We start from the raw sequence: 20542 nt of genomic DNA, 5'->3' as shown, positions 1-20542 counted from the left end.
ACCGGTGTTTTTCAAAATACCCGAAATTTTCATCTCCCAATCTAAGGGTTAATAATTGAGATTACGGCGTGTCTAAGAAAATAAAAATGCCTGATGTGGTGATCATCGGGGGCGGTCTTATGGGTATGTTGAGCGCCCGGGAATTACGCTTGAGCGGCTTGAAAGTGGTCTTGATTGAACGGGGCCAGGCCGGACAAGAAGCCTCCTGGGCTGGGGGAGGGATCCTCTCGCCTCTTTATCCTTGGCGCTATCCGGATGGAGTCAGCGCCCTCGCCGCTTGGAGTCAGGCGCGATATGAAGGGCTGTGCCAGGATCTTTGGCGGGAAAGCGGTGTGGACCCGGAATGGACTCTTAGCGGTCTGCTAATGCTAGGAGTAGTGGCGGAGGGGTTGGAGGCGCGGCGTTGGGCAGAACGCTGGAAAGCGGTGCTGGAGGTTTTTAAGGGGTGCGATCCGAGGCAATGGGAAGGGGCTTTGGGGGAAGATGCCGGAGCCGCAGGGTTATGGATGCCAAAAGTCGCTCAGGTGCGCCCTCCCCGGTTGGTGCGGGCATTACGCCAGAGTTTGAAAAAGTTGGGTGTAGAAGTTTTAGAAGGGGTTAAGGCGACGGGCTTGCTTGTTCGTAATCAAACCATAACGGGGGTAGCTACTGAAGGTGCTTCCCTGGCCGCAGAGCGGGTAGTCGTGGCGGGGGGCGCATGGAGCGGGCAGTTCCTGACTGAAAGTGGAATCCATTTGCCGGTAGAGCCAGTGCGAGGGCAAATGATCCTTTTTCGAGGGCAACCTGGGCTGTTGTCAAAAATGATCATGGGGCGGGGGTATTATCTAATCCCCCGCCGGGACGGGCACATCCTTGCCGGGAGCACCCTGGAGTATACTGGTTTCGATAAATCCACCACGGCAGAGGCTTCAAAGGAACTCCGCGAAGCCGCTTATACCTTGGTGCCCGCGCTGAAGTCTCTCCCCGTTACGCACCAATGGGCGGGGTTGCGCCCGGGCTCGCCCCAGGGTATTCCCTATATTGGAGCGCATCCCGCCATAAAGGGCCTTTATGTCAATGCCGGTCATTTTCGCAATGGAGTGGTCACTGCTCCCGCATCGGCTTGTTTATTGAGAGATATTCTTCTAGAGCGGACATCTAGTCTAGATCCGGCGCCCTATGTTTTTCCGTGCTCCCCCTCCTCACGCTCTAATTCAAAAGAGAGAAGGGAGGTTTAGTTATTGCTCAGGTGGAGTGTATTCCTGGGGAGGCGTCGAGCCTTCACCAAAGAAGAACTTTTCCATTTCTTGTTCTAAAAATTGCCGGGCTTTGGGATCTACAAGGGTCAGACGGTATTCGTTGATGAGTATGGTTTGGTGCTTCATCCACATCTGCCACGCTTCCTTGGAGACTTGCTCATATAGGCGCTTACCCAGTTCCCCAGGGTAGGGAGGAAAATCCAAGCCTTCGGCTTCGTGGTCCAGTTTGACGCAATGTACGGTACGGCTCATTACTTTATTCACCTTTTGATGGTTCGCGCAGCCGCTTTAATAGCCGGAGGGTGGGGGCCGGGAGACCGCGCTTATACATGGGCTCCATTTTATACCAGACCTGGCTGTTAGGTTCCATGACTTGCCGGGCCTCGCCGCGAATTCGAGCTATGACTGGTTGGATATCAAGGGTAAAGTGGGTGAAATGGTGACGTAAAGGAGGCCAATGCTGAACTTCTCCAATAGGCCAGCCGAACTGTTCCTGGCACCACAGAGCCGCCTCCGTTTGAGGAGGACACTCGGGGAAACTCCATAGCCCACCCCAAATTCCTACGGGCGGGCGGCGCTCCAATAGAACCTCTCCCTGATCATTAAGCAGAATTAACATACAGGTAGCGCGCAGGGGTAAACGCTTGCGAGGGCGGGAACGGGGATAAGCTTCCGGGTTTTCTTGGAGATGGGCTTGACAAGTTTTCTTGACGGGGCAGGAGGGACAATGAGGGCGATGACGGGTGCAGACGGTAGCCCCCAGATCCATGATGGCTTGGGTGTAGTCCGCCAGGCGGGTTCGAGGAAGCAGCGTTGCGGCCCGCTGCCAGAGCTGCTTTTCCACCTTTGGTTGTCCCGGCCAATGCTCGATGGCCTCCTGCCGGGTCAGTACCCGCTTGACGTTGCCATCCAGAATGGGGTAACGCTGACCCAGGGCCAGGGCCAAGATAGCGCCGCCGGTGGAACGGCCAATTCCTGGTAATTCCATGAGCGCCTCAAGAGTAGCGGGCAATTCCCCTCCATGGGTTTCCCAGGCTATCCGGGCCGCCTGGTGCAGGCGCCGGGCCCGGGCATAGTAGCCTAGTCCTGCCCAGAGTCCGAGAATTTCATCCACAGAGGCGTGGGCGAGGGCTGGCAGGCTAGGGAAACGCTCGATAAATCGCTGGTAATAGGGGATGACGGTAGCTACCTGGGTTTGCTGCAGCATAATTTCCGAGACCCAGACCCGGTAGAGGGTAGGATTTTGTTGCCAAGGCAGATCCTTGCGTCCATAGGCGTCAAACCAGGTAAGCAGGCGTTGGCTGAAGTCGCTCTTGTTCATGGCAGCATAGTAGCCAAACGTTCCAGGTTTTGAGTGATTTCACGAGCTTTTTCCAGGAGGATACGTTTAAGCAAGCAGGGGCCAATCAGAGGAGGAATCCAAAAGGCGGGGATTAATTCCACCCTGAATCGGAGTTGGGTGCCTTCACTACCGTTGGGAGTAAGATTCCAGCATATTTTTCCGTGGGTGAAATCACCTTTTTCCGGCAGCATCACGGCCTGAATGGTATATTTATTCCAGGTAAAGTCTTGGATGCTTTGAAGCGCAAACCCAAACCGTATAATACAAAATCGGACTTGGACACACACCCGATGGCGGCCATCTGGAAAACAGTATTGCAGCTCACTTCTTTGGATGCACCGATGCAAGCGGTCCATATGATTAAAATTCAATAGCTGTGCCCGCACGGCTTCCAGGGGTGCTTGCAGCCGTACTTGGCCGTTAACAATATAGCCAGAATAGCGGCGTGATACCTCAAGGTTTTGGACACCAGGGGCTTCTGCCCGGCTGAACATGGTTAGTAGAAGAGATTTAAATTTAGAAAATTCCTTTCAATTTATTTTTAAGCTCTTCTTTTAATTGTTGCTCGGGCGACGAGGGTGTTTCACCATTACCTTGATCAGATTCGGTTCCCAGGAGCTTATCCAACTTCTTTTCTAATTCTTTCTGAATATCCTGCTTATTCTCTTCAATAAGCTTTCCGGCTCTCGCTTTGATAAGGCTTTCTAGGTCAATGCCGTATTTGGGTTGGGTGAAAGTGCCGCTAATCTTGATGGGAATAGTGATACCCTTCAATTTAGCGAGGCCCTCTCCCCCCTGACCCTTGGGAGTTTTAACAATAGCTACCTTCAATTGATAGTCCAAATCTTCCTGGACCAGGTTAGCGGTCCCCTGGCCCTGTACCCGGAGAAAGGGGGATTGGGCTTTTAGATCGTTATTTCTTAGGATACCGTTGGTTGCCGCTATCGTCCCTTCCAGTAGGGCGAAATCGGTTTGTTCTGGCTCCCTGTTGGGGGGTAACTGTTTGCCCTCCAGGGTAGCTTTGGCTTCCCGGATGAGGCGGGCGATATTAATACCTTTGACGGCTCCATCGGTAAAGGAAAAACCGGCGGTGCCGTTGAGGGTGCGCTGGATGGCCTTAGGCGTGGCGCCAGTGGCCGTCAAAGTGGCGTTGATATTGGCGGTGCCCGTTATTTTGCCATCGCCCGTCAGATCTTGCAGCAAGGGGCCAGCTTTAACGCCAGCAAGCTTTTCATCAATAGCTAATTTGGGGGGAGTATTGCGGGCGTCTAGGCGGATATTTCCCGTGTAGCTGCCCTGATAGAGTTTGGCGGATAAGGGATGAAGCTTTACCAGTCCGTCTTTGGCCGCCAAAGTAATACGGATGCCTTCGCTGTGAACGCCATTTACGGTGAGTTCGCTTATTTTGAATGTTCCGCTAGCATTAAGGGCACGTAAAGCATCAAGGGGAAGAGACGCCGCACCAGCCGCAGCACTGCCAGGGGAGGTTGGGGCTGGGGGTGGGGATTGGGAGGTCTTTTCGGAAGGTGGCGGGAGATAGCGATCTAGATTAATAGTATCGAGGGCCAAGTTAAAACGGATGGCTGGCTGCTGGAAATTACGCACCGCCACGGCGCCCTTAAGGGTGCTGTCGTCTAGTTTAGCCGCCAGCGCTTTGGCGTCGAAATCCTGGGGGGAGGCGGAGAATTTCAGTGCCAGCCGGGCTTTGCTGAGGGCCGATTTATCGCCAGTAGGAGGAAGTTCGAGGGCCAGGGCTTCAGCCGCATGGCGGGGGTTGAATTGGTTACTAACTAGTTGGCCCTTAAAGTTGGGGTCAGTCAGTATGTTGGCGCCTTTGATTTGGCCTTTTAGTTTAATGCCAAGCGTAGCGAGGGAGAGGTCTTGCAGCGCTAAGGTTTCTCCGTTGAGATCTAGGCTTGCCGTGGTAGCCAGGGTAGCGTTTATGGGCTCGGGAAATTGGGGCGTTTCCACTTGGGTTTCTAGCTGAAGGTCATTAAGGTGGTATTGTTGGGCCGCCAGATTTCCCTCCAGGGAAGTGTTTAGAGTAAGTTGTACTTCTTGCTCTCCTTTTACCTGGCTGGTGAGCTTGAGATCGCTCACGGTCAATTGTTGCTTGGCAAGGAAGGCATCAATATCAGCATTTAATTGCAACGCCAGTTGTTCAATAGGCAGCGCTGGTCCGGCAGCGGTAAGCTGCAGGTCTGTATTTTGGAGAAGGTAGTGATTGGCCTCCATGTCGGCAGTCACTTTTCCGCCAAAGTCCAGGTGGCCGTGAACGTCCGGCTGGCTTGCGACAAAGTCAAAGTCGAGCTTTATCTGGGTGGGTTCTCCAGGTACGAGAGGATCGGTATCTAAATTAAGTTTTTTGATGGTATAGCGAACATCTTTCACCTCGTCGCGCCAGTCGATGCGGGCCGCTTCAATTTTAAGTCCGGCGATGGCTATTCCCGCCAGAGGGGGCGGGCTTTCCCCTTCGGTGGCCGTTTCTTCTTGGGAGGGGGTTTGTTGGGATTCTCCGGCGGCCAGATCTGCCCAGTTGGTTTTTCCTTGGGCGTTGCGGGCTAGGTTAAGATCCAAGCCATTAAGCACTACCGTGTCCATCACAAGGTGTTTTTCGAGCAGGGGCATTAGCTTAACCCGTACTTCCATGTCAGAGACTTTAGCAAAGGGAGTTTTCCCAAAGCCAGGGGCATTGCTGAGGCTGACTTCCTTGACATCTACGCCTAACCAAGGGAAGACGCTGAGCTTGATATCCCCCCCGAGTGTGAGCTCCCGGCCTGTAGCTTTCTCGACCTGAGCTGTGATTTGCGGCTTGAAGTCGTTAGGATCAATAACAAAAGGCAGAACGACAGCCGCAATCACAATTAGCAGAATAATGACAAGGAGAGTTGAGAAGAGGATTTTTAAAAATTTTTTCATTGAAAGGGGTTCCTTATAAGTTTTTTGCTTGCTCATGGCTTCCCAGGGGATGGGCGTTGGTAGGAGGCGTTGAGGTAAGGGGTTAAGCGCCGCAGCAATTGGGTATTTCTTAGAGGTATCGGTGTGATTGAAGGACTCTCGGGCTGATGCAGTAATTCACCCAATCTCTTGAGAAGGGAAGAGGTATCAAAAAGACGCAGATTCTCATTTTCCAAAGAAATCTCTAGAAAGGCGAAAGGCTTAGGTGGATGATCCTTGCTGAGATCAATAACAAAGCTGTTCATTTTTCCAGAAGAAGCTTGGGGAGGGGCAATTCTCACATGGGTCAGTAATTTCCCCAGCAGCTCATAGCTCGGCATGATTTCGTCACTAGCTAGTCGGGATGGCTCGACAATGGCTAGTAACATCAGTTCCTTATGGGTCATGGCGATATTTTTTTCGGTGCCGACCGGTTTGGTGGCGTGGGGTATACAATCAAGCACTTGATAGTGTTCAGCGTAGCGGTAGAGTTGATGAAGTTCAAGATAGAGCCGAGGGGGAATCGGGTGGGATAGGCGATAGCGATGCAGCATAGTATGGCCCAGTTGCTCGCAAGCCCGGGTGGCGGCTAGCAGCAGTATACTATCTTGTTTTGGCTCGCGGCCCCGCGCATACCCTTGCTTGATGACGGTTTTATAGCCATCCGCTAACATGAGAGGAAGGCGGGCGATATTCTGAGCAACCTGTTCCCGCTGCGCTGGAGGGATGGGAAGTTGGCGCAGATGCAACGGATCAAAGCTAAGCAGCATGGTGTTAATGGGAACGCGATAAATATCGAGCAGTTGAACCCGGTGTTTTTCCTGGAGAGGTTGTTCGTTGAACAGAGTCAAGACATCTAGCAAGGCCTGGGTGGACTGGAACAAATTCATCACTGGCAGTTTGCGGGTCCACTGCCTCACTTTGCTCTCGCGGGTCTCTACGAGGGGATTTTCATAGTCCAGCAAGGGGGAGGTGGAGAGCAGAAATGGGCAGGAGGAGTCCGTTGCGGCAAGGCTGGATTTGATTCCGGAATGTAAGTTAAGTTCAGTGCGCTGCGGTTTTCCCCCCTTTTTATTAAATTTGCTATCCACCATGGGTAGAGTTTATAAATTTTTCGATTGGCTCAGGCTGGAAGGAGAAATCATAAAGGATTCACGTGGGAAACGAGATGATCTATGACTGATTTTGGGGGGGAAGACCAGGTGGTTCGGGAGTTACAATCCCAGTGCCTTCTATATCTTCAGGTGGCCGTATGCGGGCTGTGCGCACGGCATTTCCGCTAGTTTGAACGATTTCGATAAGGTACTGGCCGAGGCGCAAGCCGATACCTGGGCTTGGAATAGATTCCAGGTACTCAATAATGAGGCCGTTTAAGGTTTTTGGGCCGGTAATAGGGAGATCCCATTGCATAATCCGGTTTAACTCCCGAATATTGCTGCTGCCGGCAACTAAATAGCTGCCATCCGATTGCGGATGTATCTCTCTTTCACTATCAATGGCATCGGCGGTGAATTCACCCACAATTTCTTCTAGGATGTCTTCCAGCGTAACCATACCCAAAATATCACCATACTCGTCTACGATTAAGCCAGTCCGCCGTTTGCATCGCTGAAAATTTAACAGTTGAAGATTTAAGGGGGTTTCTTCGGGGATGAAATAGGGTTCCTTAATGATAGCTTGCAGGCTTTCTTTATGGAGATTATTACTGGCGATAAGGTGCAGTGCTTTTCTCAAGTGCAGAATACCGACGACATGATCAATGTTGTCTTGGTAGACGTATAAACGGGTGTGTGCACAGTGAGTTAGCTGGGTGACAATACTATCCATGGAGTCGTTAATATCGATGCCATCGATCTCATGGCGAGAAATCATGACGTCATTGACCGTTACTTTCCCTAGGTCGAGAATGCTCAGTAGCATGCGCTGGTGCCGTTTGGGGACTAACAACCCGGTTTCGCTCAGTACTACGCGCAATTCCTCCTGGCTCAGGGTAGTGGCGGACCCCCGGTGGGGGTAAACGCCAAAAAGACCGAGCAAGGCGTTGGCAACGATATTAATAAGCCACACTAAGGGGTAAAGAAGCTTTAGCAAAGGATCCAAGACATAAGCGGCGGGAAAGGCAACCCGTTCTGGATGCAAAGCCGCTAGGGTCTTAGGAGTTACCTCGGCGAACAATAGCACTACTACTGTGAGCACAATGGAGGCAACTGCGATCCCTTCATTCCCCAATAGCCGTACGGCAATGACGGTGGCTATCGAGGCGGCCAGAATATTGACGAAGTTATTACCAAGAAGTATAAGGCTAATGAGCCGATCAGGGCGGCGAAGCAGGCGAGCAGCACGCATTGCCCCTGGATGCTGGGCTTGCTCTAAGTGCCGCAGCCGATAGCGGTTAAGGCTCATCAGTGCTGTTTCCGAACTGGAAAAACAGGCAGAGATGATTAATAACGCGACCAGCGTAGCAAACAAAAATTCTAGAGAAATTTCGTCAAGCATCTGCCAAGAAACTCGGCACCGGCCATGGGAAGCTAAGTGCTACCAGGAGGCAACAGTGTGGGATGGCGATATTTATTGCTTGCAAGGATATCAGCCCATCGTGGGCAACTCGGTCTAGCTTTGGGCAGCACTCAACATAGATCCGTATCGTAAAAATAAAGTTATCATAAGGCTAAGTGCGTTGTAATACAATTTCTAGTACCAATTTAGTGCCGAAGTAGGCTAACATCAGGAAGAAAAAACCGCATAGAGTCCAGTGGATTGCCGTGCGCCCCCGCCAGCCGGAGCGCCAACGCCCCCATAACAAGATCCCAAACACCAGCCAAGCAACGATCGAGAATACGGTTTTATGGGCAAGGTGTTGGGCAAATATATCTTCTAGAAAGAGAATGCCGCTGAATAAACTCAGTGAAAGCAGCACAAACCCCACCGTGAGAATCTGGAATAGAAGGGTTTCCATGGTCTGCAAGGGCGGTAGGGCGCGGATAAAGCCGCCTGGATGCTTATTCCGGATCTGGTGATTTTGGACCGCCAGCAGGAGGGCATGCATGGCTGCCAAAGCGAGCAGGCTGTAGGCTACCAGAGAGATTAGAATGTGAATTTCCAAAGGCTTCATCACGCCGGATTCGGCGCTGAATTTAACGACGATATGCTGGGATGGAAATAAATCTTGCGTCCCGAGCGCAATGGCCGCAAAGGGATAGACGGCAATTCCCATATTTTCTATGGGTTTTTTGAGGCTGGCGGCTAGTAAGAGCAGGGCCATTAGCCAGGCCGCGGCGGACAGCGCGTCGGTAAAGCTAAGGCTGATTCCAGAGGTTGTAAAAAGATGGTTAGCTAGCACGAAGCTATGAAAAACTACCCCCGCTAGCCCCAATAGGCCTGCGAGTTGTTTGCTGGCGCTCCGCTTGCCTTTTTTGGCATTGGCATTTAATAAGCACCAGCCTAGAGCGATGCCGGCAGCACAATAACAAACAATGCCAAGCAGACTCTCTAGAGGCATAATCGATATATTCAGCATGGCTTATTTATTCAAGTATAATCCCATCATCCCATAACATCCGGCTTTATTAAAGAGAACTTGAGTCTCTAATCTGAAGATGCGCCTGTTGGGTAGAGAATATTATTCACGCTATAATTATACGTTCTATGTTGAAGCTCTTATAAAGATTTTTAAGGGATTGGTTGATGTTTGATAACTTGACGGAACGTCTTGGCCACACGCTAAAACGGCTACGGGGCCAAGCGCGCCTTACTCAGGATAATATCAAAGATACCTTGCGTGAGGTGCGCGTTGCGTTGCTGGAGGCGGATGTTGCGTTACCAGTGGTGCGGGATTTTGTCGCAAAGGTTCGGGAGCGGGCGATTGGCCAGGAGGTGTTGCGCAGTCTTACGCCAGGCCAGGCGTTTATTAAAATCGTCCATGAAGAGCTTATGGCGGTTATGGGAGAGGCTGCGGAAGGACTGAAGTTGGATGTCCGCCCTCCCGCCGTAATCTTGATGGCGGGTTTACAGGGTTCTGGTAAAACAACCACGGTAGCCAAACTCGCCCGTTGGCTGAAGGAACAGCAAAAGAAGTCGGTGCTCGTGACTAGTGCCGATGTTTACCGACCAGCAGCGATTCAACAGCTTGAAACCCTCGCCAACGAGGTGGGGGTAGAGTTTTACCCAAGCAAGCCTACCGAAGACCCGGTTGCTATTGCCCAGGGGGCGATTCAGCAGGCCCGGACCCAAGTGTTGGATGTGCTTATTATTGATACTGCGGGTCGGTTGCATGTGGACGACTTGATGATGGCGGAGATCAAGCGCTTACATGACGCAGTGAAGCCGGTTGAGACCTTATTCGTGGTGGATAGTATGACCGGGCAGGATGCCGCGAATACGGCCCAGGCTTTTAATGATTCTCTAGCGCTGACGGGGGTTATTCTCACCAAGGTTGATGGCGATGCTCGCGGTGGGGCAGCCTTGTCTATCCGCCAGATCACGGGTAAGCCTATCAAATTTTTAGGCGTTGGGGAGAAAACCGCCGCCCTTGAACTCTTTCATCCAGATCGCTTGGCTTCCCGCATACTGGGTATGGGCGATGTGTTAAGCCTGGTGGAAGAGGTAGAGCAGAAGCTTGATAAAGATAAGGCGGAGAAGCTTGCCAAAAAGCTTAAGAAGGGAAAAGGTTTCAATTTAGAAGATTTCCGTCAGCAGTTGCAGCAAATGAGCGAAATGGGCGGAGTTTCGAACTTGCTTGATAAATTACCGGGAATCAACTTGCCTGCGGGTGCGACCGATCAGGTTAATGATCGGGAATTGATCCGTCTTGGGGCGATTATCAATTCCATGACTCCCCGTGAGCGCCAACGGCCGGAAATTATTAGAAGTTCTCGCAAACGGCGCATTGCGGCTGGGTCGGGCACTCAGGTTCAGGAGGTCAACCGTTTACTTAAGCAGTTTGCCCAGATGCAAAAGATGATGAAGCGGATGTCGCGCAAAGGAGGGATGGCTAAGCTGATGAGGGGAATGAAAGGGGGGCTTCCGCCGGGGATGCCCTTCTGAGGCTACGCTTCTCAAGCCTGAGAATTTCGCGTAAAATCTGCTAGTTTTTCACAAAGATTAAAGTGCAACGAGGCAAGAGGTGCAATGGTAATAATCCGCTTGGCGAGAGGAGGGGCGAAAAAACGTCCTTTTTATAGTATTGTGGTGGCCGATAAGCGCAGCAAGCGTGACGGGCGCTATATTGAACAATTAGGCTTTTTTAACCCTATTGCGGCGGGGGGAGAAGTCCCTCTGCGAATTGATATGGAGCGGGCTAACTATTGGTTATCTCAGGGGGCTCAGCCTTCCGAACGGGTCGCCCAGCTATTTAAATCTTATTCAGCCTAGAAAAAATTCTATTTAGTGGAGCTAGGGCAGGAAGCGACTGACGATAAGCGTTATGTCCTCGTCGGACGTATCTCGGGGTTATATGGCGTACAGGGCTGGCTTCGGGTGTATTCCTATACCCAACCCCGGAATAATATTCTGGATTATGAGCCTTGGTACCTGCAGCAGAATGGAGCCTGGCAAGCGCGTCGGTTAAGGAAGGGACGCGTCCAAGGCAAGGGAATTGTGGTTGCCTTGGAAGGAATCGATGAGCGGGATGTGGCGGCTCTCTGGGTAGGTTGTGAAATTGCTGTTCATCGGGATCAGCTGCCCCCTCCCCAAGAGGGCGAATATTATTGGAGTGACCTCATTGGGCTGCAGGTGATCACTCTGCAAGGGGAGGTGCTTGGCCAGGTCGACCGTTTGCTGGAGACGGGAGCAAATGACGTACTTGTCGTTCGAGGGGAGCGGGAGCGGTTACTCCCCTTCCTGATGGGAATGATCGTTAAGCAAGTAGACCTCCAGCAAGGATTATTGACTGTCGATTGGGATCCGGATTTCTAGTTTTCCTAGTACCCTGGGAGGGGAGTTGAAGATGCGCTTTGGCGTGATCACCCTGTTTCCCGGTATGTTTGATGCGCTATGGGACTCCGGGGTGGTCGGGCGTGCCTTAAAACAAGGGAAAATATCATTAAATTTTTGGAATCCAAGAGATTTCGCCCATGATCGGCACCGCACCGTAGATGCTCGGCCCTATGGTGGGGGGCCGGGTATGGTGATGGGAATTCAGCCTCTCCGCGATGCTATTCACGTGGGACGCGCCGAGTTAGGGAAAGGTTGCCGAGTCTTATATCTTTCTCCCCAGGGGCGACGGCTAGATCAAGCGGGATTGGAGGCATTGGCTAGCAATGAATCCTTGCTTTTTGTGGCAGGCCGCTACGAAGGGGTGGATGAGCGTCTCATCGAAATGGAAGTCGATGAAGAATGGTCCATCGGCGATTATGTCTTGAGCGGTGGAGAACTAGCGGCCATGGTAATAATAGACGGTTTGGCGCGATTGCTACCCGGTGTATTAGGTGCAGCGGAGTCCGCTCAGCAGGATTCCTTCGTTAATGGTTTGCTTGACTGTCCTCACTACACGCGCCCGGAGGTAATTGAGGGTTATAGAGTGCCGCCTGTGTTACTAAGCGGCGATCATAAAGCTATTCGTCGCTGGCGGTTAAAGCAAGCACTGGGTCGGACCTGGCTTAAGCGGCCGGATTTATTGAGTAGGCGGATATTAGATCTGGAGCAGCAACACTTACTTGCTGAGTTTATTCGGGAATATCAGGCGGAACATAGGGAACCGAGATGAGCAATAATATTATTAAGGCAATTGAATCAGAGCAGCTAAAGCAAGATTTACCAGAATTTTGTCCAGGAGACACGGTTCAGGTGCAGGTTCGGGTGAAAGAGGGCACGCGTGAACGTTTACAGGCCTTTGAAGGGGTTGTGATTGCGAAGCGTAACCGTGGTCTCAACTCTTCATTTACCGTGCGCAAAATTTCTCATGGGGAAGGGGTTGAGCGGGTTTTTCAGACCCATAGTCCTACCTTAGAAAGTATTCTGGTTAAACGCCGGGGTGATGTGCGCCGTGCTAAACTCTATTATCTGCGGGAGCGGAGAGGCAAGGCGGCCCGTATTAAAGAAAAGATTTAACGTTGGAGCTCTCCATGGATAGTGAACGACCCCCTCAGCGAGCGTGCGAAGTGAAACTTTGCTACGAGCACGAGGGCCAGGTTACTTGCATTTTGCCATGAATTCGCGCTATGATTTTCCCGTTGCCACAAGCGCGACCTATCCTCGGGAGGAGGGGAAGTGATGCGCGTGGAGGGTGATACCAAACTGAGGGCCTTGCGCGCTAAGTCGTGGCCAGCCCAAGGCACCCGTTGAAGCGCGAATTTTCCAGGCGGATGAGGTTTTGTAGGAACAAAATCGACATCAGTCATGGCGAAACTCCAAAATTTGAATAAATGAGATAAAGGCTAGCCAAGGCACTTCAGATTGAAGTGCCTTTTTTGGTTTTTGGAGCAAGGCTATGGTGCATTCCGTTTATGGGGCGATTGTAGCCACCCCTCTAGGCAAGTTGGGATTATCCACTTCTGGAAATATTTTGATCGGCCTGGATTTTTTGCCACCTAATATTCCAGAATATTTTCCCTCAGACTCCACTGCGCGGGTAGCGCTCGCTCAACTTCAAGCTTATTTTGCCGATCCTAGAGTCATGTTTACATTATCTCTCCTGCCACAGGGAACAGCATTTCAGAAGCGGGTTTGGCATACTTTGCGCCTTATACCACCAGGTTCGACGGTCACCTATGGCAAGCTTGCCAAGAAATTAAAAACCAGCCCACGAGCGATAGGCGCTGCCTGTCGCAGCAATCCTTTACCTATTTTTATCCCTTGCCATCGGGTGATTTCCAGCCAAGGTTTGGGGGGTTATAGTGGCGCTACGGAGGGGCCTTACCTGGATATCAAGGCATGGCTGTTGCGGCATGAGACGGAGGGAGGATGATAAGCTCTGAACAGGCTCGCTTCTCAGCCGATCAGGGGCACCTGGAGCGCTTTCTGAATGCCTTATGGTTAGAAGAAGGGCTGGCGGAGAATACTCTAGCGGCTTATCGCCGTGATTTAGAGAGATTTTCCCGCTGGCTGCACTCCCAGGGACGAACCCTCATTGGGGCGCAACGGGAAGATTTGCTGGCCTATCTAGCGCACCGCTTGGAAGGGGGCGACAAATCTAGAAGCGTTGCCCGTTCGGTTTCTAGCCTACGCCGTTTTTACCGTTATCTCATGGGGGAGAAAATCCGCGACAACGACCCCAGTGATCGTGTGGAGTCCCCTCGGCTTGGGAGGCTCTTGCCCGAGTCATTGAGTGAAGAGGAAGTGGAAGCCTTATTAGCCGCCCCTAAGACTGAGGATAGCCTGGGACTACGGGATCGAACGATGTTGGAAACTTTATATGCTACCGGACTGCGGGTTTCTGAATTAGTTAATTTAACTCTTCCTCAATTGAATCCTCGGCAGGGAGTAGTCTATTTAAGTGGTAAAGGCAATAAAGAACGTTTGGTGCCTTTAGGAGAAGTTGCGCTGAGCTGGCTTGACCGTTATTGCCGTGAAGCCCGTCTAGGATTAGTTAGGAGTCAGGTTAATGAAATATTATTCCTGACCCGGCGCGGCGGCGCCATGAGTCGGCAAGCTTTCTGGTATCTGATTAAGCGTTATGCCCGCCAGTCTGGTATCCAAAAGGCCCTTTCACCTCATACTTTGCGCCACGCTTTTGCCACCCATCTTTTGAATCATGGGGCGGATCTGCGGGTAGTGCAAATTTTGCTTGGGCATGCAGACCTTTCGACTACGCAAATTTACACGCACGTGGCTAGAGCTCGTTTGCAACAGCTTCACCAGCAGCATCATCCTCGCGGCTAAAGCATATTTGATACGGCTGCTTAAATTTCCCCGTGTCCTGCTATAGCTTTTTAGCGTCACCCTGTTTAAGGAGATCCTTGCAATGCCTACATTCGATGTGGTTTCTGAAGTTGACAAGCATGAACTACAAAACGCCATTGACCAGGTTAATCGTGAAATCGGTACCCGCTTCGATTTTCGTGGAACCGAGGCTCATATTGAGAAGTCAGAAGAAGAACTCATATTGGTTGCTGAGAGTGAATTTCAGCTTCAACAGATGCGAACCATACTGGATACTAAGCTTGCTAAGCGGGGGGTGGATGTGGATTGTCTAGAAGCTAAGGAGCCAGAAATCATAGGGAAGCGGGCCCGCCAGTCCATTCAAGTACGGCAAGGTATCGATAAGGATACCGCCCGTAAAATCATCAAAATAATCAAGGAGAGCAAGCTCAAGGTCCAAGCTGCTATTCAAGGAGAGCAAGTGCGAATTTCAGGCAAAAAACGGGATGATTTACAGCAAGTGATTGCTTTGCTGCGGGAGGCCGATTTGGATTTACCCCTGCAGTACATTAACTTTCGTGATTAATATTAGGGCATAACGATGGGAAAGAAATTACTGGGTTTTCTATTGGCGGGGGGATTGGTTACGCTCTCATTTTCTGTGGTTGGAGACGAGGAAATCAAGGCGGTGCGGGCATCTCTGCAAAAATTAGTGCCGGGAGTGGAGCCACAAAGCATCAAACCGGCGCCTATTCCTGGCATTTATGAAGTGGTGCTGGAAGGGCAAGTGTTTTATCTGAGCCAGGATGGCCGTTATATGGTGCAAGGGCAGTTGGTCGACTTGGCAACCCGGACTAATTTGACCGAGGAGCGGCTCAAGGTTATACGGGCTGCGGCGATCAGCGACCTAGATGAACAGAATATGATTGTGTTTGGACCAAAGCAGGCAAAACACACCGTGAATGTCTTTACCGATATTGATTGCGGTTACTGCCGCCAATTACACCAGCATATAGAAGAGTACAATGCTTTGGGGCTTAAAATCCGTTATCTTGCCTTTCCCCGTGCCGGTATTGGCTCTTCCTCCTATGACAAGGCGGTAGAGGTATGGTGTGCTAAGGACCCCCATCAGGCAATGACTCAAGCCAAGGCAGGGAAATCGGTTGAAGATACTGCTAAGTGCGAGAATCCCGTGGCTGATCAGTTTAAACTCGGTCAATCTTTGGGGGTTAATGCTACTCCGACCCTGATGCTGGAAGATGGTACGGTGTTGCCAGGGCTAGTCCGTCCCCAAGCACTCGTTAATCTCTTGGAACAAAAGGTGGCGGCTCACCCCTGAAGGTTGCCAAAGCGCGGTTCTAATATCCGAGAATCGGAAAAATGAAACCCCTCTGGAGTGCAGCTAAGGGCGCTCTTTCCACGATCCCAGTCGCCAAGGACAATCCGTTGTCTGGGGTGGCCATCAACGGTAAAATGGTGTACCGCTGGACGGTGGGTATGGCCATGGATGAGCTGTTTGACCCCATGAATTCGGAGGGCCGTTTCAACCGCGGTTTGATTTACGTCCATGATTGTTAGGGGTTGGTGTTGAACATGGGCCTGACTCTGGCGGCGCAAGCGCTGGGCAACAGCGCGGCGCCAGGACTTTGGTAGGGCCAGATAAGTTCGGAGAATAGCTGGCCGGCGTAGCCGGGCCCGGGCCCGTTGATAGGCCACATCGTCCGTGCAAAGCGTATCCCCATGCATTAACAGGGTGGGGACTCCGTAGAGGTCAATGATGGCAGGATCGGACAGAATTTGGCAGCCGCTTGCTTGAGAAAACACCTGACCCACCAGAAAATCCCGGTTTCCAGAAAGGAAATGGAGAGTTACACCGACATCTGCCAGGCGGCGGAGGGCCGTGATAATGGCCAGGCCCTCCGCTGTGGGCGCATCATCTCCGATCCAATAGTCAAACAGGTCACCCAGGATATAGAGGGCATCTCCATAAGGCGCCTCCTGGGAGAGGAACTCGATAGCCCGTAACTGAATCTCAGTTTTGCCTGTTCCGAGGTGAAGGTCCGAGATGAAAAATGTAGCCATGGAGTCCCGCTATCATCAATTCTCCACGACGGTGGCCTGCTCGATAATAACAGGCTCTAAGGGGACATCTCTGTGATTCCCTTTGCTGCCTGTCTTTACTTTTTTGATGGCATCGACCACGTCCATGCCTTCGATGACCTGGCCAAAAACCGCATAACCCCAGCCTTGGCGATCCTGGTTCCGGTGGTTTAGAGAAGCGTTGTTGGCGACGTTAATGAAAAATTGAGCGGTAGCTGAATGGGGATCAGAAGTACGTGCCATGGCGATGGTCCCTACCTCGTTCTTAAGTCCGTTATCTGCTTCATTCTGTATGGGATCGTGGGTTGATTTGGAGTTAAAATCGGTATCGAAGCCGCCGCCTTGAATCATAAAATTGTCAATTACCCGGTGAAACAAAGTACCGTTGTAGAAGCCTTCGTTCACATAGCGGAGAAAATTTTCTACGGTGACGGGCGCTTTCTCCGGATTGAGTGCGATCACAATATCACCCAGGGTAGTTTGTAATTTAACCTGTGGCTGATCCGGAGATACTGCTCCACCGCCTGCTTCAGCCGCGAAGCTAAATATGCCAAGCAAAAGGAAAGTAAGTGTTTTTGGGGAAGCGTGCATAAATGTAAACCTGTTTTGATTGAGATTAAGGATTATCAATTAGATTTCTGAAACTGGCTATATTACGCGAATATCGTTATTTGGAGTTTCGCCATGACTGACAGCAGTTCGGTCCCTTCTCACCTTGTCTTCCTGGTACGCCTTCGTTCGGGTTTCCAACGCCCAGTTCCATACAAACCGGGCAGGGCTAAGCTCAATAGCCAATTGCCGCTTTTGCGCAGTTGTGGGGTAGAACCTGAAGGGGTAGGCGCATTATGTTACCATAAATTGAATGTAACACAAACAGGTTGTTCCGGCAATGAAAAAAGAAACGTTGAACCTTCGGATAGATGCCGAGCTACGCGCCAAAATTGTCGAGATGGCAAAACAACAAAACAGGTCGATTGCAAATATGACGGAGACCCTTCTCTCGGAGGCCGTGAAACGGGAATTCATGGCAAAACGCAAGTAATGCGGCCCTCCCGTTCGGCGCGCCGTTTCACTTCGCCTGTCTGCGTGCGGACACGCACAGGCAGGCAACCTTACTAGGGGGTCGCTAAACATCCATGTTTTAGCCCCAACGAGAAAAATTCTAAGCCAGTAATTTTTGTGACTAGCTGATTTTTCTATTATTATGCTAAGCCATGAATAAAACTGCGCTTAAGACCCGTTTTGCCCCAAGCCCCAGTGGACTCTTGCATCTGGGAAATATACGTACCGCTTTGTTTAATGCCCTGCTAGCCCGGCGCAGCCGTGGCCTGTTTCTGCTGCGGATTGAAGATACAGATCAGGAACGGAGTAGCGAGGAATATGTGACGGCATTGATGGAAGATCTGCGCTGGTTAGCTCTGGAATGGCAAGAGGGGCCGGAAGTGGAAGGAGAAGCAGGGCCTTACCGGCAATCCCAGCGGCGTTCTGTTTACCAGGCTGATTTTCAGCGTTTAGAGGCTGAAAAATTGGCCTATCCTTGTTTTTGTTCCCAGGAGGAACTTGAGCGAGTGCGCAAGCGGCAGTTAGCTGCAGGCCAAGCCCCCCGCTATCCGGGAACCTGTGCCCGTCTCAGCCCCGAGGAAGTAGAAGGTAAATTAGCGGCAGGCTTTAAGTCCGCTCTGCGGTTTCGTGTGCCGTCCCTTACCACTATCGAATTTGAGGATTTAGTACGGGGTCCCCAGCGTTTTGCAACGGGAGATATCGGTGATTTTATAATCCGGCGTACTGATGGTTCACCTGCGTTCTTTTTTAGCAATGCTCTAGATGATGCCCTGATGGGTGTTACTCATGTCTTGAGGGGCGAGGATCATCTGACCAACACCCCGCGCCAAATCCTGTTACTCCGGGCTTTGGGGCTGCCGATACCTCGCTATGGACATATTGCCATGATCGTGGGCCGCGATGGCGCTCCCCTCTCCAAGCGTCACGGGAGTCGCAGCGTCCGGGAATTACGGGAGGCAGGCTATTTGCCAGAAGCATTATGTAATTATCTGGCTCGGCTAGGTCATCATTATGAAGATAGCGGTTTTCTGGATTTGGATACTCTGGCTGCTCAATTCGACTTGGCGCGGCTGGGGAGGGCACCGGCACGCTTTGATCCACAACAACTTCATCATTGGCAACGGGAGGCCCTGGCTCGCTGTGATCTTGACACCTTGGAGCGGTGGCTAGCGCCGGTAGCCGCTTCCCAGGTACCAGCCGATAAATATCAGGATTTTATCGAAACTGTTCGGCCTAACGTAGTTTTACCTGAAGATGCTCTTCATTGGGCGAAAGTGCTCTTTAGCGAAGAGCTTGTGCTCAAGGACGGCATCTTACCCATTATCCATGAGGCGGGCGCCCAATTCTTTACCCAGGCATTAGCCGCTGTTGACGGTTCTGGTACCGATTTTAAAGCGCTTGCTGCTCAACTCAAGCAAACTACGGGCGCAAAAGGCCGGTCGCTTTTTCTCCCTTTGCGGGCAGCCTTTACTGGAGAGTTAGATGGCCCAGAATTGGCTCGCTTGCTTCCTTTGATGGGGGTAGCGCGGGTTCGACAGCGACTCCAAAACTGCGTAGACCAATCGTATTAAAATTTCAGGAATTCGTTTATGTTGCGTATCTATAACAGTTTAACCCGGAGGAAAGAGGAATTTATTCCCATTGAATCCGGCAAGGTGCGCATGTATGTATGCGGCATGACGGTCTACGATCTGTGCCATGTGGGCCATGCCCGCGTTATGGTCGTCTTTGATATGGTGGTTCGCTATCTACGGGCCAGTGGATTTGAAGTGATCTATGTGCGGAACATCACGGATATCGACGATAAAATCATTCACCGCGCCAATGAAAGGGGAGAAAGTATTCATACCCTAACCGCCCGTTACATTCAGGCCCTGCATGAGGATGAAGCAAGCCTTCAGATACTGCCCCCGGATCGGGAACCGCGAGCCACAGAATCCATGGAGGCCATCCTGGCCATGGTACGGCAATTGCTGGACCAAGGTTATGCCTATCAAGGAGAAAATGGGGATATCTACTATGATGTCAGCCATTTCGAGGGTTATGGCGCCCTTTCTGGCAGGCACTTAGAAGACTTGCGGGCTGGCGAACGGGTTCAAGTGAACGAGGCTAAAACCGATCCCTTGGATTTTGTCCTGTGGAAAGCCGCCAAATCCGGTGAGCCTGCTTGGGAATCGCCCTGGGGACCAGGACGCCCTGGCTGGCACATTGAGTGCTCGGCCATGTCTATCCAGGAATTAGGGACTCATTTTGATATTCATGGTGGCGGTCAGGATCTCCAGTTTCCCCACCATGAGAACGAGATTGCCCAGAGTGAGGCGGCGACAGGCGGTAAGTTCGTCAACTATTGGATGCACAATGGCTTCGTGCGGCTGAATGATGAGAAAATGTCCAAGTCCTTGGGTAATTTTTTCACCGTGCGTGAAGTTTTGGAGCACTATCATCCCGAAGTGCTGCGCTATTTTATTCTCTCTAGTCATTACCGCAGCCCTTTGAACTATACCAAGCAGCAACTGGATACCGCTAAAGCCGCCATGACCCGCTTATATACGGCGCTACGGGGAATACCAAGAGGCGAAGACCGAGCATCCGCGCAAGGATTAAGCTGGGAATTTACCGATGGGGGAGATCCTTTTGTGTTGCGCTTTCGGGAAGCTATGGACGATGATTTTAATACTCCTGAAGCCTTGGCCCTGTTAAATGAAGTCCGCCATGCCCTTAACCGCGCTCGCGAGGCAGGTGATACCGAGAAGGGGCAATCTTTAGCTGTGCTGCTACGATCTTTGGGCGGTATTTTAGGGTTGCTGGCCCATGAGCCTGAGCAGTTTCTGCGCGATTCCCGCCAGGTAGCCGCTATTCCTGACACTGCCGCGGCGGGGGAAGAAGCCGTCCTTTCCCATGACGGCATTGAGCAGTTAGTTGCCCAGCGGACGGTTGCCCGTAAAAATAAAGACTGGGCTGAAGCGGATCGTATTCGTGGAATACTGAAGGACCAAGGCATTACTTTGGAAGATACAGCGGCAGGAACTCTCTGGCGGCGAGGCTAGCATTTTAACCCACCTATGGT

24 protein-coding genes are annotated in these 20542 nt (G+C 51.5%); 13 read left to right on the top strand and 11 right to left on the bottom strand.

The window, feature by feature from the left end; translation table 11 throughout:
- Positions 1-86 precede the first annotated feature (86 nt).
- The gene (thiO, locus tag NOC_RS12140) at positions 87-1217 is read left to right on the top strand and encodes a glycine oxidase ThiO (protein ID WP_002810848.1); all 1131 of its coding nucleotides are present in this window, start codon (positions 87-89) and stop codon (positions 1215-1217) included.
- Here thiO and NOC_RS12135 read toward each other — a convergent pair whose 3' ends face one another.
- The 7 genes from NOC_RS12135 to NOC_RS12105 form a co-directional block, all read right to left on the bottom strand.
- Complete coding sequence (locus NOC_RS12135) at positions 1218-1490, bottom strand: oxidative damage protection protein (RefSeq protein ID WP_011330907.1); 273 nt, start codon at positions 1488-1490, stop codon at positions 1218-1220.
- A gap of 4 nt (positions 1491-1494) precedes the next feature.
- Positions 1495-2559 (bottom strand): A/G-specific adenine glycosylase, encoded by a 1065-nt coding sequence (gene mutY, locus NOC_RS12130; RefSeq protein WP_002809447.1) that lies wholly within the window; start codon positions 2557-2559, stop codon positions 1495-1497.
- The gene (locus NOC_RS12125; protein WP_002808946.1) at positions 2556-3074 is read right to left on the bottom strand and encodes an SRPBCC family protein; all 519 of its coding nucleotides are present in this window, start codon (positions 3072-3074) and stop codon (positions 2556-2558) included. The genes mutY and NOC_RS12125 overlap by 4 nt, the downstream gene beginning before the upstream one ends.
- 22 nt (positions 3075-3096) lie before the next feature.
- Positions 3097-5499 carry an AsmA family protein gene (locus tag NOC_RS12120; RefSeq protein WP_244859970.1) on the bottom strand — a complete coding sequence of 801 codons (2403 nt, stop codon included), beginning with the start codon at positions 5497-5499 and terminating at the stop codon, positions 3097-3099.
- A 32-nt stretch (positions 5500-5531) separates the two neighbouring features.
- Positions 5532-6611 carry a hypothetical protein gene (locus NOC_RS12115; protein ID WP_002810447.1) on the bottom strand — a complete coding sequence of 360 codons (1080 nt, stop codon included), beginning with the start codon at positions 6609-6611 and terminating at the stop codon, positions 5532-5534.
- 79 nt (positions 6612-6690) lie between these two features.
- On the bottom strand, positions 6691-8013 hold the full coding sequence (locus NOC_RS12110; protein ID WP_002811393.1) for an HlyC/CorC family transporter: 1323 nt from the start codon (positions 8011-8013) through the stop codon (positions 6691-6693).
- Positions 8014-8185: 172 nt separating this feature from the next.
- On the bottom strand, positions 8186-9034 hold the full coding sequence (locus tag NOC_RS12105; protein WP_002809407.1) for a cytochrome C assembly family protein: 849 nt from the start codon (positions 9032-9034) through the stop codon (positions 8186-8188).
- Between the two features lie 167 nt (positions 9035-9201).
- Between NOC_RS12105 and ffh the strand changes: the two genes are divergently transcribed.
- From ffh to rplS, 5 genes are all read left to right on the top strand, one after another.
- Positions 9202-10560 (top strand): signal recognition particle protein, encoded by a 1359-nt coding sequence (gene ffh / locus NOC_RS12100; RefSeq protein WP_002811778.1) that lies wholly within the window; start codon positions 9202-9204, stop codon positions 10558-10560.
- Positions 10561-10644: 84 nt separating this feature from the next.
- Positions 10645-10887 carry a 30S ribosomal protein S16 gene (gene rpsP / locus NOC_RS12095; RefSeq protein WP_002808978.1) on the top strand — a complete coding sequence of 81 codons (243 nt, stop codon included), beginning with the start codon at positions 10645-10647 and terminating at the stop codon, positions 10885-10887.
- 15 nt (positions 10888-10902) lie between these two features.
- Entirely contained in the window at positions 10903-11430 is a 528-nt protein-coding gene (gene rimM / locus NOC_RS12090) for a ribosome maturation factor RimM (RefSeq protein ID WP_002809448.1), read from the top strand.
- 31 nt (positions 11431-11461) lie between these two features.
- Positions 11462-12220, top strand: coding sequence for a tRNA (guanosine(37)-N1)-methyltransferase TrmD (trmD, locus tag NOC_RS12085; RefSeq protein WP_002809519.1), 759 nt, complete (start codon positions 11462-11464; stop codon positions 12218-12220).
- The gene (gene rplS / locus NOC_RS12080) at positions 12217-12564 is read left to right on the top strand and encodes a 50S ribosomal protein L19 (RefSeq protein ID WP_002809179.1); all 348 of its coding nucleotides are present in this window, start codon (positions 12217-12219) and stop codon (positions 12562-12564) included. The genes trmD and rplS overlap by 4 nt, the downstream gene beginning before the upstream one ends.
- Here rplS and NOC_RS17540 read toward each other — a convergent pair.
- Positions 12561-12854: a hypothetical protein gene (locus tag NOC_RS17540; protein ID WP_036497447.1), complete on the bottom strand. Its 294-nt coding sequence runs from the start codon at positions 12852-12854 to the stop codon at positions 12561-12563. The two genes, rplS and NOC_RS17540, sit on opposite strands and share 4 nt — an antisense overlap.
- Before the next feature lie 89 nt (positions 12855-12943).
- Here NOC_RS17540 and NOC_RS12070 point away from each other — a divergent pair, with 89 nt between their 5' ends.
- The 4 genes from NOC_RS12070 (at position 12944) to NOC_RS12055 (ending at position 15652) form a co-directional block, all read left to right on the top strand.
- Positions 12944-13420 (top strand): methylated-DNA--[protein]-cysteine S-methyltransferase, encoded by a 477-nt coding sequence (locus tag NOC_RS12070; RefSeq protein ID WP_002808893.1) that lies wholly within the window; start codon positions 12944-12946, stop codon positions 13418-13420.
- On the top strand, positions 13417-14334 hold the full coding sequence (gene xerD / locus NOC_RS12065) for a site-specific tyrosine recombinase XerD (RefSeq protein WP_002808811.1): 918 nt from the start codon (positions 13417-13419) through the stop codon (positions 14332-14334). The genes NOC_RS12070 and xerD overlap by 4 nt, the downstream gene beginning before the upstream one ends.
- 82 nt (positions 14335-14416) lie before the next feature.
- The gene (locus NOC_RS12060) at positions 14417-14899 is read left to right on the top strand and encodes a YajQ family cyclic di-GMP-binding protein (protein WP_002809460.1); all 483 of its coding nucleotides are present in this window, start codon (positions 14417-14419) and stop codon (positions 14897-14899) included.
- A 15-nt stretch (positions 14900-14914) separates the two neighbouring features.
- Positions 14915-15652 carry a DsbC family protein gene (locus NOC_RS12055; RefSeq protein WP_002808900.1) on the top strand — a complete coding sequence of 246 codons (738 nt, stop codon included), beginning with the start codon at positions 14915-14917 and terminating at the stop codon, positions 15650-15652.
- Here the strand turns inward: NOC_RS12055 and lpxH are convergent.
- The 3 genes from lpxH to NOC_RS18245 are packed head-to-tail and all read right to left on the bottom strand — an operon-like array spanning position 15643 to position 17208.
- On the bottom strand, positions 15643-16395 hold the full coding sequence (gene lpxH / locus NOC_RS12050; RefSeq protein ID WP_002809310.1) for a UDP-2,3-diacylglucosamine diphosphatase: 753 nt from the start codon (positions 16393-16395) through the stop codon (positions 15643-15645). The genes NOC_RS12055 and lpxH overlap by 10 nt on opposite strands.
- Positions 16396-16410: 15 nt before the next feature.
- Positions 16411-17004, bottom strand: a complete 594-nt coding sequence (locus NOC_RS12045; RefSeq protein WP_002808572.1) for a peptidylprolyl isomerase — start codon at positions 17002-17004, stop codon at positions 16411-16413.
- Positions 17005-17061: 57 nt separating this feature from the next.
- Positions 17062-17208 carry a helix-turn-helix domain-containing protein gene (locus NOC_RS18245; RefSeq protein ID WP_081430979.1) on the bottom strand — a complete coding sequence of 49 codons (147 nt, stop codon included), beginning with the start codon at positions 17206-17208 and terminating at the stop codon, positions 17062-17064.
- Positions 17209-17302: 94 nt separating this feature from the next.
- Here NOC_RS18245 and NOC_RS12040 point away from each other — a divergent pair, with 94 nt between their 5' ends.
- The 3 genes from NOC_RS12040 (at position 17303) to cysS (ending at position 20522) form a co-directional block, all read left to right on the top strand.
- Positions 17303-17455 carry a hypothetical protein gene (locus tag NOC_RS12040; protein WP_002809190.1) on the top strand — a complete coding sequence of 51 codons (153 nt, stop codon included), beginning with the start codon at positions 17303-17305 and terminating at the stop codon, positions 17453-17455.
- A gap of 172 nt (positions 17456-17627) precedes the next feature.
- Positions 17628-19046, top strand: a complete 1419-nt coding sequence (gltX, locus tag NOC_RS12035) for a glutamate--tRNA ligase (RefSeq protein WP_002811478.1) — start codon at positions 17628-17630, stop codon at positions 19044-19046.
- An 18-nt stretch (positions 19047-19064) separates the two neighbouring features.
- On the top strand, positions 19065-20522 hold the full coding sequence (gene cysS / locus NOC_RS12030; protein WP_002808606.1) for a cysteine--tRNA ligase: 1458 nt from the start codon (positions 19065-19067) through the stop codon (positions 20520-20522).
- Positions 20523-20542: the final 20 nt, after the last annotated feature.

This window comes from Nitrosococcus oceani ATCC 19707 (assembly GCF_000012805.1).
GTDB classification, from domain to species: Bacteria; Pseudomonadota; Gammaproteobacteria; order Nitrosococcales; family Nitrosococcaceae; genus Nitrosococcus; species Nitrosococcus oceani.
Note: the sequence above shows the minus strand (reverse complement) of the source record. Positions and strands in the feature narration are given on the sequence as shown.

Excerpts from the sequence above, each read along its gene's own strand:
- NOC_RS12125 (WP_002808946.1), bottom strand. The coding sequence starts at position 3,074 with ATGTTCAGCCGGGCAGAAGCCCCTGGTGTCCAAAACCTTGAGGTATCA.
- rplS (WP_002809179.1), top strand. The coding sequence starts at position 12,217 with ATGAGCAATAATATTATTAAGGCAATTGAATCAGAGCAGCTAAAGCAA.
- NOC_RS12055 (WP_002808900.1), top strand. The coding sequence starts at position 14,915 with ATGGGAAAGAAATTACTGGGTTTTCTATTGGCGGGGGGATTGGTTACG.
- lpxH (WP_002809310.1), bottom strand. The coding sequence starts at position 16,395 with ATGGCTACATTTTTCATCTCGGACCTTCACCTCGGAACAGGCAAAACT.
- trmD (WP_002809519.1), top strand. The coding sequence starts at position 11,462 with ATGCGCTTTGGCGTGATCACCCTGTTTCCCGGTATGTTTGATGCGCTA.
- mutY (WP_002809447.1), bottom strand. The coding sequence starts at position 2,559 with ATGAACAAGAGCGACTTCAGCCAACGCCTGCTTACCTGGTTTGACGCC.
- cysS (WP_002808606.1), top strand. The coding sequence starts at position 19,065 with ATGTTGCGTATCTATAACAGTTTAACCCGGAGGAAAGAGGAATTTATT.
- NOC_RS12135 (WP_011330907.1), bottom strand. The coding sequence starts at position 1,490 with ATGAGCCGTACCGTACATTGCGTCAAACTGGACCACGAAGCCGAAGGC.
- NOC_RS12045 (WP_002808572.1), bottom strand. The coding sequence starts at position 17,004 with ATGCACGCTTCCCCAAAAACACTTACTTTCCTTTTGCTTGGCATATTT.
- ffh (WP_002811778.1), top strand. The coding sequence starts at position 9,202 with ATGTTTGATAACTTGACGGAACGTCTTGGCCACACGCTAAAACGGCTA.
- NOC_RS17540 (WP_036497447.1), bottom strand. The coding sequence starts at position 12,854 with ATGACTGATGTCGATTTTGTTCCTACAAAACCTCATCCGCCTGGAAAA.
- NOC_RS12070 (WP_002808893.1), top strand. The coding sequence starts at position 12,944 with ATGGTGCATTCCGTTTATGGGGCGATTGTAGCCACCCCTCTAGGCAAG.
- rpsP (WP_002808978.1), top strand. The coding sequence starts at position 10,645 with ATGGTAATAATCCGCTTGGCGAGAGGAGGGGCGAAAAAACGTCCTTTT.
- NOC_RS12040 (WP_002809190.1), top strand. The coding sequence starts at position 17,303 with ATGAAAAAAGAAACGTTGAACCTTCGGATAGATGCCGAGCTACGCGCC.
- NOC_RS12115 (WP_002810447.1), bottom strand. The coding sequence starts at position 6,611 with ATGGTGGATAGCAAATTTAATAAAAAGGGGGGAAAACCGCAGCGCACT.
- NOC_RS12120 (WP_244859970.1), bottom strand. The coding sequence starts at position 5,499 with ATGAAAAAATTTTTAAAAATCCTCTTCTCAACTCTCCTTGTCATTATT.
- xerD (WP_002808811.1), top strand. The coding sequence starts at position 13,417 with ATGATAAGCTCTGAACAGGCTCGCTTCTCAGCCGATCAGGGGCACCTG.
- NOC_RS12060 (WP_002809460.1), top strand. The coding sequence starts at position 14,417 with ATGCCTACATTCGATGTGGTTTCTGAAGTTGACAAGCATGAACTACAA.
- thiO (WP_002810848.1), top strand. The coding sequence starts at position 87 with ATGCCTGATGTGGTGATCATCGGGGGCGGTCTTATGGGTATGTTGAGC.
- gltX (WP_002811478.1), top strand. The coding sequence starts at position 17,628 with ATGAATAAAACTGCGCTTAAGACCCGTTTTGCCCCAAGCCCCAGTGGA.
- NOC_RS12110 (WP_002811393.1), bottom strand. The coding sequence starts at position 8,013 with ATGCTTGACGAAATTTCTCTAGAATTTTTGTTTGCTACGCTGGTCGCG.
- NOC_RS12105 (WP_002809407.1), bottom strand. The coding sequence starts at position 9,034 with ATGCTGAATATATCGATTATGCCTCTAGAGAGTCTGCTTGGCATTGTT.